Source organism: Streptomyces sp. NPDC051136 (genome assembly GCF_044455745.1).
Taxonomy (GTDB): domain Bacteria; phylum Actinomycetota; class Actinomycetes; order Streptomycetales; family Streptomycetaceae; genus Streptomyces.
In genome coordinates this window covers 300,830-314,894 of the sequence record NZ_JBITFE010000008.1, presented here as the reverse complement: position 1 = coordinate 314,894, position 14,065 = coordinate 300,830, and the positions used below count along the sequence as shown (strand labels likewise).

Below are 14,065 nucleotides of genomic sequence, written 5' to 3'. Positions count from 1 at the left end.
ATCGTTCGGCAAGACCTGTGAACGCGTGCGATCAGCTGATCGCACGTTGCCACCGGATCTCTCCGTCGTGCCACTGGTCGGTGGGGACGAGGCCGACCGCCGTCGCGACGGCGGCGGATGCCTTGTGGTCGGGGTGGATGTGGGCGACGACCGTGTGCACCCCGTTCTCGCGGAGCCAGGCGACGAGCGCTCGGGCTGCCTCGGTGGCGATGCCGCGACGCTGCCAAGGGGTACCCACCGTCCAGGCGATCTCCGCGGTGGCGCCGCGGTCGTCGGCAGTGATCGTCGCCTGGAGCGTGCCGGTCAGGCAGGTCGCGTCACGGAGCTGGATCGCCCAGTTGCACCAGGACGCGGCGGGGTCGGGCGAACCGGCCGTCCACCGTTCGTAGCGGGTGCGCAGGGCCTCGGCCGTGTCCGGAGCGCCGCCGATGAAGGTGTGCAGGCCGGGGTCGGAGAGCACCGTGGCCATCTCGTCGGCGTGCTCGGCCCGGAGGGGCAGCAGGGTCAGCCGGTCGGTGCGGATGGTTGCGGGCCGGAGAGTGATCACGCTGCCTCTTGGTCGGGATGTCGGTGGCACCGTCCAGGTGGACCGCGTGCCGGGGGCATGTTCGTGACGGATGGTCAGGGCGCGGCCCTCGCGGGCTGGTTACGGGAGCCGGCGCGGGTCACAGCAATCGGTCGACCAGACCGTCGATGTAGTCCGGGGTGAGCGGGACCATGCCGAACAGGACGCGGATGTACATCGGGGACAGGATGTGGTCCAGCACGTCGAGCACGTCGGGTGCGGGCTCGCCGCGTTCGCGGGCGCGGTCGAGGATGGACTGCAGTTGCCGGGTGCGTTCGGCACGGAGGGCGTCGCCGGCCTGCCGGCCCTGCTCGCCACTGCTCGACAGGGCGACGGCCAGGTGCAGCACCGCCGGCCCGTCGGGTCCGGTGATCTCGCGGGCCACTTGTGCCGCGTACGTGCGCAGATCCCCGGCGAGGCTCCCGGTGTCGGGCATCGGCGACCGCGCGTTGAGGCGGGTGAGCGCCACGTCGGTGAGCAGCGTTTCCAGGCTGCCCCACCGGCGGTAGACGCTGCTGTCGGCCACGCCCGCGCGGGCCGCGACGTCGCCGATGGTGAAGTTGCCGTAGCCGCGCTCGCTGATCAGGTCGGTGACGGCCTGGTGCACCTGCGCGCCGACGCGGGCACTGCGCCCGCCGGGCCGCCGGACTGGCTGTCGCTCGTTCATCGCACCACTTTAACGCAGGCGCCGCTTGCGTTAGTGAGGGGACGGTCTTACAGTCATCTAACGCAGTCACCGACTGCTTTAGTGCGCTCAGAGCGGGTCGCCACCCGTGTCGACCGTGGCCGGGGCGCGACCAATTCGGGAGAGGAAAAGCCCATAACCGCATCGCGTGTGGCCGCAGGCAGTCGATCGAACCGGGGCGTGCTGCTCACGGTGACCTGCCTGGGCCAGTTCATGGTCCTGCTCGACAACACGATCGTCGGAGCGGCGCTGCCCGACATGCAGCACCGGCTGCACACCCAGCTGACCGGTCTGCAGTGGATCGTCGACGCGTACGTACTGCTGGTCGCCATGCTGCTGCTGTCCGGCGGTGTCTTCGCCGACCGGTTCGGCCGCAAGCGGGTGTACCTGACCGGCGTGGCCGTGTTCACCGCGGCGTCGGTGCTGTGCAGCCTCGCGCCCTCCGTCGGCTGGCTGGTCACCGGCCGGGCGTTGCAGGGCATCGGGGCCGCGGCGCTGAGCCCGGCCTCGCTCGCCCTGCTCGCCGCCGCCCATCCGGTGCCGCAGGAACGCGTCAGGGCGATCGGGCTGTGGGCCGGACTCAGCGGAATCGGGCTGGCCGCGGGCCCCGTGGCCGGCGGCGTGCTGACGGAAGCCTTCGGCTGGCCCGCCATCTTCCTGGTCAATCTGCCCATCGGCCTGGTCCTGCTGCTGGTCGGCCTGCGTCACCTCGGCGAGACCCGCAATCCGGGCGCCCCCGCGATCGACGTCCCCGGTACCGTGCTGTCCGTCCTGGCGGTGGGGGCGCTGACCTACGGTCTGATCGAGGGTGGCGCCCGCGGCTGGACCTCACCGGTCATCCTGGGCAGCCTCGCCGCCGCGGCCGTCCTCCTCGCCGCCTTCGTCGCCGTCGAAGCGCGTCGCTCCGCACCGATGCTGCCGCTGCGGCTGTTCCGGCAGCGCCTGTTCACCGTGTCCAACGCCGCCATGACCGTGGTCGGGTTCGCGCTCATGGGTTCGTCGTTCTTCTTCTCCCAGTTCTTCGTGTACGTCCAGGGCAGCTCGATCCTGCGCGCCGGTCTGCAGACCCTGCCGCTGTCCCTCGCCATGGTGGCCGTCAGTCCGTACGCGGGCCGGCTCGCCGCCCGCCACGGCTTCCGCGCCGTGGTGACCACCGGCCTGGTCCTCGCCGGCCTGGGCCTGCTCGCGCTCGGCACGGTGCACGCCGACACGGGATACGGCAACGTGTGGTGGCGGCTGGGACTCGCCGGCGCCGGCTTCGCGCTGGCCATGTCCCCCCTGACAGGCGCCGCCATCCAAGCGGTCGACCCGCAGGAAGGCGGCCTCGCCTCCGGCATCAGCAGCACCACCCGGCAGATCGGCGCGGTGCTCGGCGTGGCGGTGCTCGGGGCCGTCGTCCGCACCCGGCAATCGGGCGGCGCCTCCTTCGAGACCGGCCTCGACAGCGCCTTCCTCGCCGCCGGTGCCGTCACACTGGTCACCGCCGTGTTCACCGGCCTGTGGCTGGCGAGGACCAAGCCCGCGGAAGGCCCGGCGACACCGCACCGAGCCACCGGTCCCGGTGCGGGCGCCACCGCGAACGAGGCGTCTGTGCAGAGCCGTTGACGGCAACAGGCAGCGGCACGGCCAGGGCAGGCGGCTGCGCGGCATGGTCACCACCGGCCGCTGCCTTCAGGGTCAGGCTCGTCGTGATCAACCTGGATAGGCTGTGCTCATGTCACGTGTACGAGCCGTTCTCGCTACGTCCCTTGTCGCTCTGACCGCCCTCACCGCCTGCTCCTCCAGCAGCGACAAGCCGGACTCGGCCTCGGGCGGCAACAAGCCGGCTTCCTCCCCGGAGCCGAAGCCCATCACGAAGGAACTCAGCCAGGCGCACTTGACCCAGGCCCTGCTGGGTGTCGGCGAGACGCTCCCCGGATACACCGTCCACAGTCCCAAGTCGACGTCCGAAGGGCAGTCCTGCGGCACGGCGGACGACGACTCCACTCCCAAGGGATGGGCTCGGGGCTCCGACGTCGACTATGAATACAACGGCTCCACGGTCAACATGGCGGCCCTGTACATCTGTCTCTTCGATACGGCGGAGGACGCCCACAGCGCCTATGCCTCGTGGAAGGGTCATGAAGCGAACAAGGAGCAGAAACCCAAGCGACCGGTGGGTGACGAGAACACGCTCGTGATCAATCCGGGCTCCAGCGACGACAGCGTCCACGGCTACGTCCGCTCCGGCAGGGTCAACATCAGCGTGCTGATCGACGGTGCCACCGGAGGCGACCCCTCGGGTGCGCAGGCCATGCTTTCCGCAGCGTTGAAGCGCCTCCAGCAACTCCAGGACGGGAAGCCCGCCACGGTCACGGCCGTAGACGAGCAGGCGGGCGCCCGCCAGTAGACGCAGCGGGGGGTCCTCGGGAGTGCGGCAGCTTCCGGCGAGCCTTCAGCAGGGGTGTCGTTCTCCTCGACGGTCCCGCGTTCTTGGACGGTGCGGGTGCGAGGACCGGGATGCGTCGTGGCGCACGGTGGATCCGATCGGTCTGGTGACCGTCCGGGAACAGGGGTACCTGCTGGCCAAGCGGGGCGCCGAGGACCGCACGTACCGGCTGAGCCGGGTCCTGGCAGCCGACGAACTCGACGAACCCGGCAGCGTCCGGACACGTTCGATCTGGACCGGGCCTGGCGCGAGCGCAACGTGCGGTTCCGGACCGGCGGCGACACCACCGCCGTGGTGGTCCGCGTGGATCCCGCGCACCGGGAGCATCTGGTCGCCACCGCTCTGGCGGTCCGCTCCGAGGAGACCGTCGAGAACGGTGAACTCCGGCTGCACCTCGACTTCCAGGACGCGCGCCACGCGGAATGGGCGCTGTGGCAGCACGCCGTGTACACGGAGGTGGAGGCTCCGCAGTGGCTGCGCGCCTCCCCGCACCGGCGCGCGACAGCGATCGCGGCCCGACACGCGCCCTCGGCCGGAGAGGCTCCGCCGACGCCCGGTAGGTCGGACTGAGGTTTCCGGGCCGGCCGTACGCCGGACGATCGAAATTTTCGGCGGCGGGCAATGTGCTTGCGGAGACACCGCGCCGACCCCTGGTTCGCACCCCGGCGATGTTCCGCGTATGAGCCGTATTGACCTGCAAGGACAGGCGCAAAGCTACCCGTGGGTGGTCGGATGGAAGTTTCCGAAAGCTTGTCGAAAGCGTTGACAGGGGCATGGCGGCCTACGAAAACTGTGGCCACCGAACGACAGGAGACAGCGGTCCCCGCGTCGTGCGACTCGGGAACACACCCGCCCCCCACCAGCCTTCATCGGGAGGATTCATGCAGCAGGACGGCATGCACCAGGACCACAGCAGCCAGAGCGGCCAGAGCGGTCAGAGCCCCGCGCCCTTCAGCGGCTTGAGCCGACGGGGCTTCCTCGGCGGCGCCGGTACCGTCGCGCTCGCCACCGCGTCCGGGCTGTTGCTGCCCGGCACCGCCCAGGCCGCCACCACCATCACCACCAGCCAGACGGGCACCGACGGCCTGTACTACTCGTTCTGGACCGACGGCGGCGGTTCGGTCTCCATGACGCTCAACGGCGGCGGCAGCTACAGCACGAGGTGGACCAACTGCGGCAACTTCGTCGCCGGCAAGGGCTGGAGCACCGGCGGGCGCAGGACGGTCCGCTACAACGGCTACTTCAACCCGTCCGGCAACGGATACGGCTGCCTCTACGGCTGGACCTCCAACCCGCTGGTCGAGTACTACATCGTCGACAACTGGGGCAGCTACCGGCCCACCGGCGAGCACAGGGGCACCGTCTCCAGCGACGGCGGCACGTACGACATCTACAAGACGACGCGGTACAACGCCCCCTCCGTCGAGGGCACCCGCACCTTCGACCAGTACTGGAGCGTCCGGCAGTCGAAGGTGACCAGTGGCTCCGGCACCATCACCACCGGCAACCACTTCGACGCCTGGGCGCGCGCGGGCATGAACCTGGGCCAGTTCAGGTACTACATGATCATGGCCACCGAGGGCTACCAGAGCAGCGGAAGCTCCACCATCACGGTCAGCGGCTGACCTCTGGCCCTGACCCCTGACCCCCGTCCCCGGGCCACCGGCTGCGGGTATGCGGACACCCCGGGTCGCCGCCGTCACGGCGGCGACCCGGGGTCGTCGGGCACCGTCCCGTCAGGAGCGGGTCCAGCGCTGGTTGTTGCCATTCGAGCAGGAATAGAGCTGGAGCAGCGTGCCGTTGGCGGTGCCGCTGCCGACGGCGTCGAGGCAGAGGCCGGACTGGACGCCGACGACGGTCCCGTCGGAGTTCAGGCGCCACTTCTGGTTGTCGCCGCCCCAGCAGCTGTAGATCTGCACCTTGGAGCCGTTGCCGGTGCCGGCGGCGTCCAGGCACTTGTTGCCGTAGACCCGGAACTCACCGGCATCCGTGTACGTCCACTGCTGGTTGGTTCCGCTGTGGCAGTCCCACAGCTGGAGCTGGGTGCCGTCGGTGGTGACGGCGTTGGGCACGTCCAGGCACCGGCCCGAACCGACGCCCTTGATCGAGGTGCCGTCCGCGGGGGGCTCCGAGGTGCCGCCACCGTTGAGTGCGTTGAGGACGGCGGTGTAGGCGGTCTTCTTGCTGCCGTCGTTGTTGAACAGCAGCGGCGTGTCACCGGAGCGCCAGGAGTCGCTGTCCCGCACGCCCCAGACGGTGATGCCGAGGCAGCGCGCGACGGCCAGGCAGTCGTTGGTCACCGCGGCGTAGGTGGCGGCCGAGGCGCCCTGGATGTCGAGTTCGGTGATGGCCACGTCGACGCCGAGGGCGGCGAAGTTCTGCAGGGTGGTGCGGAAGTTGCTGTTGTAGGGACTGCCGCTGTTGAAGTGCGACTGGAAGCCGACGCAGTCGATCGGCACGCCGCGCTGCTTGAAGTCCTTGACCATGTTGTACATCGCCTGGGTCTTGGCCCAGGTCCAGTTCTCGACGTTGTAGTCGTTGTAGCAGAGCTTGGCGGACGGGTCCGCGGCGCGCGCGGTGCGGAAGGCGACCTCGATCCAGTCGTTGCCGGTGCGCTGCAGGTTGGAGTCGCGCCGGGCGCCCGAACTGCCGTCGGCGAAGGCCTCGTTCACGACGTCCCACTGGGCGATCTTGCCCTTGTAGTGGGCCATCACGCCGTTGATGTGGTCGATCATCGCCTGGCGCAGGGCGCTGCCGCTGAGGCTCTGCATCCAGCCGGGCTGCTGGGAGTGCCAGGCCAGGGTGTGGCCGCGCACCTTCTTGCCGTTCTGCACCGCCCAGTTGTAGACGCGGTCGGCCGAGGAGAAGGTGAAGTTGCCCCGCTGCGGCTCGGTGGCGTCGATCTTCATCTCGTTCTCGGCCGTCACCATGTTGAACTCACGGCTCGCGATCGACGTGTACGCCGAGTCGCCGAGCTTGCCCGAGGCGATGGCGGTACCGAAGTAGCGGCCGCTCTGCGCCGCGGCGGCACCGAGCGTGCTCTCGGCGGCGTGCGCGGACGGTGGCGCGACCAGCGCGAGCGCCACGCCGAGGGCGCCGGCGAGCAGCGTGAGCAGCAGGCCGTGGATCCTCCGGCGGACTAAGGGTCTGGCAAGGGCGTACGAGCCCATGACTGAGCCTCCAAGGTAGACGTCACGAAAGGACGGAAGGACGGAAGGACGGAAGGACGGAAGGACGGGCGGAGCTTCCACACCGTTACGGGGAGCGTGGTGGGGTCTTCGTAGCGCTCGGTCGGCGGGCCGCCGACAGGAATGATTGAGGCCGTGGTGATGCACCGTCAATGCTTCGGGCGGGAGAACTTTTCTGTTTCGGGTCCGAAACATTCGACGCACCGCATGAGAGGCCGGCGTGCCGTGCTGCATGACCTGCTCGCCCATGCCGCGGTGTGGCATGGGCCTTGAGTCTCCGGAGCGATATAAAAGTTTCGGCTCCCAGGGCGATACGTGCGAGAGGTGTTGACGTCGTTCACCGGCTCCTTATGATGCAGATTGCTCGACACTTCGACCCTAGTTCGGTATTTCGAACACCTGGTCATGCACCCGCTTTCATGTCATGACCTTGCCAATCGGTGTCATCACCTTGCCGATCGACTCCCACTCAAGGTTGGGGAAGCCCATGCAGAGACGAAGTTTCAGCCGCAGACATCCGTCCGCGGTGCTCGCCGCCGTGGTCGCGGCCCTGGCCGCGTTGGCGGCGGTGCTCGTCGCGGTCCCGGCCCAGGCGGCCGCCGCCGGCGCCCTGCGCGGTGCCGGTTCGGGCCGGTGTCTCGACGTGCCGGGGGCCGTCCAGACCGACGGCACGCACCTCCAGTTGTACGACTGCTGGAACGGGACCAACCAGCAGTGGACGCTGACGGACGCCCAGCAACTGACGGTGTACGGCAACAAGTGCCTGGACGTTCCCGGCCACGCCACCACGGCCGGTACCCCGGTACAGATCTGGAGCTGCTCCGGTGGCGCGAACCAGCAGTGGCGGGTGAACTCCGACGGCACGGTGGTCGGCGTGGAGTCCGGGCTGTGCCTGGAGGCAGCCGGTGCCGCCACGGCCAACGGCACGGCGGTGCAGCTGTGGACGTGCAACGGCGGCAGCAACCAGAAGTGGAGCGGTCTGACCGGGACGCCGCCGACCGACGGTACCTGTGCGCTGCCGTCGACGTACCGCTGGACGTCGACGGGCGTCCTGGCGCAGCCGGCGAACGGCTGGGCCGCGGTGAAGGACTTCACCACCGTCACGCACAACGGAAAGCACCTGGTCTACGCGTCGAACGTGTCGGGATCGTCGTACGGCTCGATGATGTTCGGCCCCTTCACCAACTGGTCGGACATGGCGTCGGCCGGCCAGACCGGGATGAACCAGGCCGCGGTGGCGCCCACGCTGTTCTACTTCGCGCCCAAGAACATCTGGGTGCTGGCGTACCAGTGGGGTGCGTGGCCCTTCATCTACCGGACGTCGAGCGACCCCACCAACCCCAACGGCTGGTCCGCTCCGCAGCCCCTGTTCACCGGGAGCATCTCCGGATCCGACACCGGACCGATCGACCAGACCCTGATCGCCGACGGCCAGAACATGTACCTGTTCTTCGCCGGGGACAACGGCAAGATCTACCGGGCGAGCATGCCGATCGGGAACTTCCCGGGCAGCTTCGGCTCCTCGTACACGACGATCATGAGTGACACGAAGGCCAACCTCTTCGAGGCCGTGCAGGTCTACAAGGTCAAGGGCCAGAACCAGTACCTCATGATCGTCGAGGCCATGGGTGCGAACGGGCGCTACTTCCGCTCCTTCACGGCCTCCAGCCTCAACGGATCGTGGACCCCGCAGGCCACCAGTGAGAGCAACCCCTTCGCGGGCAAGGCCAACAGCGGCGCCACCTGGACCAACGACATCAGCCACGGCGACCTGGTCCGCGACAACCCCGACCAGACCATGACCGTCGACCCCTGCAACCTGCAGTTCCTCTACCAGGGCAAGGACCCGAACGCGGGCGGCGAGTACAACCGGCTGCCGTGGCGGCCGGGCGTCCTGACCCTGCGACGCTGACTGTCCCGGCCCACGCCCGGGCACCGGACGGGAACGCAGGTCGGACCGTGCGGATCAGCGCTTGAAGTCGGTCTCCTCGACGCGGGTCTGCACGGTCCGGCCGCTCTCCCACATGTTGGCGCCCGGTGCCACCTCCGGCATCGGGATGTCCGACCGGTTCTCGCGCTTGCCCGGCGTGGAGAGGCCGAGCCGGTCGTCCCGGGCGCGGATCATCTCGTCGGACGCCTGCCCGTCCCCGGTGAAGCCCATCATCAGCCGGGGGATGCCGTACGGGAAGTCGTCGCGGTCGTACTGCCAGGTGTGGAAGGTCTTTCCGTAGGTGGTGACGAGGTCCTCGAAGTAGGCGTGCTCGGCCAGCTCGGGGATGCCCGGGGCGGTGAGGCTGCCGGACTTCACCTCGTAGTGGTGGCTGTGCCAGAGCCGCTTCTCGTCCTCGGGCAGGCCGCGGAAGCGCTCCTCGCTGATGATGTACTCGATGCCGATCAGACGGGCGTCGGGCGCGTTGCGGTCGAAGATGACGCACTGGTGCAGGTCGTGCCGCAGGTGGATGCAGAAGTGCGTGGCCTCCACCTGGCGGCCCATGTCGTCGGCGTACATGTGGAAGCCGTTGAGGTAGGTGCTCATCGCCTCCAGCGGGTACTTCCGCTGCAACGAGCCGGCGGCCAGGTCCAGCACGCGGTGCTTGAGCGGGTGCCCCTTGCCGATCTTGCCGGCCGTGGCGGCTTTGCGGCCGACCAGGAGGCCGACCGCGGCCGTCACGCCTGCCGCGGCGCCGACGCCGATGCTCGCGGCCGCGCCCAGGCCGGATCCGCGCGAACGGTGCGAGCCCTGTGTGAGTGCCATGGGCGGCGAGTGCCCGACGCCGGGCGGACGTAACGCCCGACGGCGGCGCCCGGATGCTCGCAGGGACCTGACGTGCCGGTTCCGGGGAAAGGCCCCGCCCACGGCCCGCGTCGCCTGCGCCGGTCACTCGCGGTGGCGAACTTCGGCGGTCGGCGAGTGGGCCGCCCGGATGTCCGGCACGGTAGGGAGCCGACAGCAGCCGATCGGCGGACGGGGACGCCGTCCGGCGGGGGAGGGGAGCGCGTGACCGACCAGCCGGTGTTCGTCCTGGGCGAGGAACTGCAGGCCCTGGAGCTTGCCGCGTTCGAGACCGAGGAGGAGTTCCAGGAACTGCTCGCCCGCCATCCGCGGGTGCTCGACTTCGGCTCCCTGGCCGACGGCCGCCCACTGCGGCTGGTGCTGGTGGCCCGGGAGATGGGCGTCCCGACCGGCACGGAGAGCGGGTCGGCGTACTGGCTGGACCACCTCTTCGTCGACGCCGACGGTGTCCCGACGCTCGTGGAGGTCAAGCGGGCCACGGACACCCGGATCCGGCGCGAGGTCGTCGGGCAGATGCTCGACTACGCGGCGAACGCCGCCCGCTACTGGCCGGCCGCCCTGTTGCAGCGGTCCTTCGAGGAGACCTGCGCCAAGGACGGGCGCCCGCCCGGGGACGCGTACGGGGAACTCCTCGGTGCGGGCGGTTCCGCGGACGAGTTCTGGCAGGCGGTGGAGGAACGGCTGGCCGCCGGGCAGATGCGGTTGCTCTTCGTCGCCGACCGGATTCCGCTGGAGCTGCGGGCGATCGTGGAGTTCCTGAACCGGCAGATGCGGCAGACCGACGTGTACGCGGTGGAGCTGACCCAGTACCGCGGCGGGGGAGACCTGCGTGTCCTTGTGCCCCGCATCCACGGGGAGGTCGCCACGGCGGCGAAGTCTCCCTCCGGACGCCGCACCGCGCAGCGGACCACCCGGGCGGACATGGACGCGGCGATCCGGTCCCGCCCGGATGCGGAAGTGCGGCGGATCGCGACCGCCCTCCTCGATCACGCGGCAGCGGCCGGCGGGCGACTCGAGGGCGGTACGGCCAAGTACCGCAGCATGTCCGTGTACTACCCCGTCGCCGGGCGCCAGGTGCCGGTCTGGACCCTTTCCCTGCAGGACGATCCGGTCCGCGACGACCTCTCCTTCGCCTTCGGATCGATCACCCACCACCTCGGGCGCGAGCAGGCGGCGGCCTTCGCCGCGGCGCTGCCGACCCTTCCCGGCCTTGCGGAGAGGCTGGCGGCGCTGCCGGCCAAGGGCTACAACGCCTGGCCTTCGGTCTCCCTGACCGCCCTCGCCGCGGCGCCCGGAGCCCTGGAAGGCGTCCTGTCCGCGATCCGCGCTCTGATGGAAGGCCGAGCGGCCCCCGCCTGACGGCCGCCGCGCATCCCTCCGGGGGGCCTCAGGATCAACCCGCCTGGCCAGCGGCATCCACGGGCAGCGGCTCCTGGTCCCCCCGGCCTCGACATGGTCGCCGTGCACTTCGGCTCCCAGGTCGTCTCCCCGGCCGTACCGGCCGCGCCGCTGCTCCAGGCCTTCCTGCGGATCGGCGCCCACCTCTGACCGGCACCCACCTCTGACCGGCACCGGCCCTTCGACCGGCTCCCGCCGCCGCCCGGCGGCCACCGCTGACCGCCTCGGCCGCCACTGCCCCCTACCCCGGTAGCACCCCCAGCTTGGCTCCCCGGTATGACGCCCGGTGCGCGGGCGTCACCGCACTCTTCCACCCGTCACCCAAGGGCCGCCGTACCACCCGAGGACGGCGCCCGCACGGACGAGGAGGCGGGGATGACGACCCGACAGGAAGAGCACGACACCGGTGAGCCGGCCGGCGCGGCCGCGGCAGGACGCCCATGACCACCACCCTGGCCCCACCGGCCCGCGTCAGCAGGGCAGCGGTCGGAGCCCTCGGCCTGCTGGCGCTGTCCACCGGCGCGCTGGAGTCGGTGGTGTCACCGACGATCCCGCTCCTGGAACGCGAACTGGACATGAGCCAGTCCGAGGGAGCACTGCTCAGCATCGTCCCGCTCATCACCGGCGCGCTCGTCACCCCCCTCGCGGGCAAGTTCGGCGACCGCTACGGCGGGAAGAAGGTGCTGATCCGTCTGATGGCGGTGGTCTCGGTCGGCGGCACGGTGTCCGCCCTTGCCCCGAACCTGCCCGTGCTGCTGCTCGGTCAGGTCCTGCAAGGCGCGATGATCGGCGCGCTGCCCCTGTCGTTCGTCGTGGTCCGCAGGCACCTGCCGGCCGGCGAGTCCAAGGTGGCCATCGGAGTGGTCAGCGGGCTCTTCGTCGGCGGGTCGATGGCCGGCATGCTGTCGGCCGGTCCGGTGGCGGAACAGCTCTCCCGGCACTGGATGTTCGCGCTGCCGACCGGCGCGGTCCTCGGATCCACCCTGCTCGTGAACCGGCTGATGCCCGCCGACCCGCCGGGCCGGACGGACGGCGCCGGGATCGACTGGCCCGGCCTGCTGCTCCTGAGCGGGATGCTGACCACCCTCATGCTCGTCCTCGCGCTGGCGCCCGAAGCGGCCGCGCAACCGGTCGTGTTCGTCGTCCTCGCACTCGTGCTGGCCGCGTTCGTCACCGGGTGGGTGCGGGTCGAACGGCGGGCCGCCGCACCGATGACCGACCTGCGCATGCTGGCCCGGCCCGCGATCTGGAAGGCGTGCCTGCTGACGTTCGTGATCTGCCTCGGCACCGCGATGGCGGTCTATCTCGTGCCGCAACTGCTCGACGAGCGCGGCGACGGGTACGGATTCGGGGCGAGCGCCACCGAGATCGGCTTCTTCCTGCTGCCCGGCGCCGTCGCCGCGACGCTGGCCGGACCGCTCGGCGGGATCGGTGACCGGCGTTTCGGCTCGCGCGCCGTGGTCAACACCGGCGTCGTCATGATGGCCGGGTCCCTGGTCGCCGTGGCGGCCGTGCACTCCGAGATCTGGCACCTCGTCGTCGGCAAGGCGCTGATCGCGCTGGCCAACGGCCTGTGCGTCACCGCGCTGATGACCAGCACCGCCACCGCGGTCCACCGGAACGACACCGGCATCGCCACCAGCCTCATCCTGGTCAGCCGCGTCCTCGGCTACGCCGTCGGCGGGCAGCTCGGCGGCGCGCTCCTCACCGCCGCCACCCCTTCCGGGTCGGAGGTCGCCGCCGAATCGGCCTACGTCACCGGATTCGTCCTCGCCGGCGTCGTCACGTCGCTGGCCCTCTTCGTCACCCGCACCCTGCGCAAGGGAGTCACCGCATGACCCGCACCACGCCCCGGCCCGAGGTCCTCGTCTCCGGCGCGAGCATCGCCGGTCCCGCCCTCGCCTACTGGCTGAACCGCCACGGATACGCGGTCACCGTGGTGGAGAAGGCACCGACCGTGCGCAGCGGCGGTTATCCCGTCGACGTACGCGGCCCCGCGCTCGACGTCGTGGAGAAGATGGGCATCCTGCCGCGGCTGCGGGACGCGCACATCGACCTGCGCCGTCTCACCTTCCTCCACGCGGACGGCGCCGAGATCGCCTCGCTCCACCCGCACACCGTCACCGGCGGCGCCACCGGACGTGACCTGGAGATACGGCGCGGCGACCTGACCGACGCGCTGTACGCGGCGGTGCGGGACGACGTGGAGTTCCTGTTCGACGACTCCATCGACACCCTCGACCAGTCCGGCCACGGTGTCGACGTCACCTTCCGCGGCGGCGGCAGCCGCACGTTCGACCTGGTCTTCGGCGCGGACGGCATGCACTCGCGCACCCGGGAGATGCTGTTCGGTCCCGAGGAGCGGTTCCACCGGTACCTCGGTCACTGCTTCGCCGTGTTCACCATGCCCAACACCCTCCGCCTCTCCCACGAGACGGTCCTGTGGAACACCCCGGGCAGAGCCGCCGCCCTCTACGCCGTGGGCGACGACGACGAAGTGCATGCCTTCCTGACCTTCGCCCGGCCCGAGCCGCCCCAGCAGGCCGCCGGGGGCCCGCACGCCCGACGGGCGCTCGTCGCCGAGGCGTTCACCGGCGCGGGATGGAAGGTCCCGGACATCCTGGCCGCCCTCCACGACGCGGACGACGTGTTCTTCGACGCGGTCGGCCAGATCCGCATGCCCCGCTGGTCCCACGGCCGGGTCGCGCTGCTGGGCGACGCGGCGCACGCCCCCTCGTTCCTCACCGGTCAGGGCACCAGTCTCGCCCTGACCGGCGCGTACCACCTCGCCCGCTCCCTGGCGGGCCGGGGGCACGCCGAGGGCTTCGCCGCCTACGAGCACGGGACGCGCGACCTCGTGACCCGCACCCAGGACCGGGTCGGCGAGGGCGCCGGCACCCTCTTCCCGGCCACGAGGCAGGCCCTGGAGCGGCGCAACGAACGGCTGCGCGGCCTCGCCGGCCGATGAACGGCGCGAGCGGGCGAGGCGTCCGGAGTCGGGACCGCC

At 70.6% G+C, this 14,065-nt stretch carries 11 protein-coding genes and 1 pseudogene; 8 read left to right on the top strand and 4 right to left on the bottom strand.

Features of this window, described 5'->3' with window-relative positions; genetic code table 11:
• Positions 1 to 31: 31 nt before the first annotated feature.
• Positions 32 to 547: a GNAT family N-acetyltransferase gene (locus tag ACIBCJ_RS24280; RefSeq protein WP_362101209.1), complete on the bottom strand. Its 516-nt coding sequence runs from the start codon at positions 545 to 547 to the stop codon at positions 32 to 34.
• A 118-nt stretch (positions 548 to 665) separates the two neighbouring features.
• Complete coding sequence (locus ACIBCJ_RS24275; protein WP_362101206.1) at positions 666 to 1,232, bottom strand: TetR/AcrR family transcriptional regulator; 567 nt, start codon at positions 1,230 to 1,232, stop codon at positions 666 to 668.
• A 153-nt stretch (positions 1,233 to 1,385) separates the two neighbouring features.
• Here ACIBCJ_RS24275 and ACIBCJ_RS24270 point away from each other — a divergent pair, with 153 nt between their 5' ends.
• The 4 genes and pseudogenes from ACIBCJ_RS24270 (at position 1,386) to ACIBCJ_RS24255 (ending at position 5,303) form a co-directional block, all read left to right on the top strand.
• Positions 1,386 to 2,855: an MFS transporter gene (locus tag ACIBCJ_RS24270; RefSeq protein WP_399283284.1), complete on the top strand. Its 1,470-nt coding sequence runs from the start codon at positions 1,386 to 1,388 to the stop codon at positions 2,853 to 2,855.
• Positions 2,856 to 2,964: 109 nt separating this feature from the next.
• Entirely contained in the window at positions 2,965 to 3,639 is a 675-nt protein-coding gene (locus ACIBCJ_RS24265; RefSeq protein WP_365978406.1) for a hypothetical protein, read from the top strand.
• A gap of 22 nt (positions 3,640 to 3,661) precedes the next feature.
• A pseudogene (locus tag ACIBCJ_RS24260) lies at positions 3,662 to 4,248 on the top strand (helix-turn-helix transcriptional regulator).
• Positions 4,249 to 4,559: 311 nt separating this feature from the next.
• Positions 4,560 to 5,303 (top strand): glycoside hydrolase family 11 protein, encoded by a 744-nt coding sequence (locus ACIBCJ_RS24255; RefSeq protein ID WP_365978405.1) that lies wholly within the window; start codon positions 4,560 to 4,562, stop codon positions 5,301 to 5,303.
• A 111-nt stretch (positions 5,304 to 5,414) separates the two neighbouring features.
• Here the strand turns inward: ACIBCJ_RS24255 and ACIBCJ_RS24250 are convergent, their stop codons facing one another.
• Entirely contained in the window at positions 5,415 to 6,848 is a 1,434-nt protein-coding gene (locus ACIBCJ_RS24250) for an endo-1,4-beta-xylanase (protein ID WP_365978404.1), read from the bottom strand.
• Positions 6,849 to 7,353: 505 nt separating this feature from the next.
• Between ACIBCJ_RS24250 and ACIBCJ_RS24245 the strand changes: the two genes are divergently transcribed.
• Positions 7,354 to 8,778, top strand: a complete 1,425-nt coding sequence (locus ACIBCJ_RS24245; protein ID WP_365978403.1) for a non-reducing end alpha-L-arabinofuranosidase family hydrolase — start codon at positions 7,354 to 7,356, stop codon at positions 8,776 to 8,778.
• Positions 8,779 to 8,832: 54 nt separating this feature from the next.
• Here ACIBCJ_RS24245 and ACIBCJ_RS24240 read toward each other — a convergent pair whose 3' ends face one another.
• Positions 8,833 to 9,621: an OBAP family protein gene (locus ACIBCJ_RS24240; RefSeq protein ID WP_362506292.1), complete on the bottom strand. Its 789-nt coding sequence runs from the start codon at positions 9,619 to 9,621 to the stop codon at positions 8,833 to 8,835.
• 243 nt (positions 9,622 to 9,864) lie between these two features.
• Here ACIBCJ_RS24240 and ACIBCJ_RS24235 point away from each other — a divergent pair, with 243 nt between their 5' ends.
• From ACIBCJ_RS24235 to ACIBCJ_RS24225, 3 genes are all read left to right on the top strand, one after another.
• Positions 9,865 to 11,019 (top strand): hypothetical protein, encoded by a 1,155-nt coding sequence (locus tag ACIBCJ_RS24235; protein WP_362101192.1) that lies wholly within the window; start codon positions 9,865 to 9,867, stop codon positions 11,017 to 11,019.
• Between the two features lie 479 nt (positions 11,020 to 11,498).
• Positions 11,499 to 12,896 carry an MFS transporter gene (locus tag ACIBCJ_RS24230; RefSeq protein ID WP_365978402.1) on the top strand — a complete coding sequence of 466 codons (1,398 nt, stop codon included), beginning with the start codon at positions 11,499 to 11,501 and terminating at the stop codon, positions 12,894 to 12,896.
• Positions 12,893 to 14,026, top strand: a complete 1,134-nt coding sequence (locus ACIBCJ_RS24225) for an FAD-dependent monooxygenase (protein ID WP_365978401.1) — start codon at positions 12,893 to 12,895, stop codon at positions 14,024 to 14,026. Before ACIBCJ_RS24230 ends, ACIBCJ_RS24225 begins: the two co-directional genes overlap by 4 nt.
• Positions 14,027 to 14,065 lie beyond the last annotated feature (39 nt).

Bases quoted from the DNA above. Each gene is read 5' to 3' on its own strand.
- ACIBCJ_RS24245 (WP_365978403.1), top strand. From the start codon at position 7,354: ATGCAGAGACGAAGTTTCAGCCGCAGACATCCGTCCGCGGTGCTCGCC.
- ACIBCJ_RS24240 (WP_362506292.1), bottom strand. From the start codon at position 9,621: ATGGCACTCACACAGGGCTCGCACCGTTCGCGCGGATCCGGCCTGGGC.
- ACIBCJ_RS24265 (WP_365978406.1), top strand. From the start codon at position 2,965: ATGTCACGTGTACGAGCCGTTCTCGCTACGTCCCTTGTCGCTCTGACC.
- ACIBCJ_RS24225 (WP_365978401.1), top strand. From the start codon at position 12,893: ATGACCCGCACCACGCCCCGGCCCGAGGTCCTCGTCTCCGGCGCGAGC.
- ACIBCJ_RS24255 (WP_365978405.1), top strand. From the start codon at position 4,560: ATGCAGCAGGACGGCATGCACCAGGACCACAGCAGCCAGAGCGGCCAG.
- ACIBCJ_RS24230 (WP_365978402.1), top strand. From the start codon at position 11,499: ATGACCACCACCCTGGCCCCACCGGCCCGCGTCAGCAGGGCAGCGGTC.
- ACIBCJ_RS24250 (WP_365978404.1), bottom strand. From the start codon at position 6,848: ATGGGCTCGTACGCCCTTGCCAGACCCTTAGTCCGCCGGAGGATCCAC.
- ACIBCJ_RS24275 (WP_362101206.1), bottom strand. From the start codon at position 1,232: ATGAACGAGCGACAGCCAGTCCGGCGGCCCGGCGGGCGCAGTGCCCGC.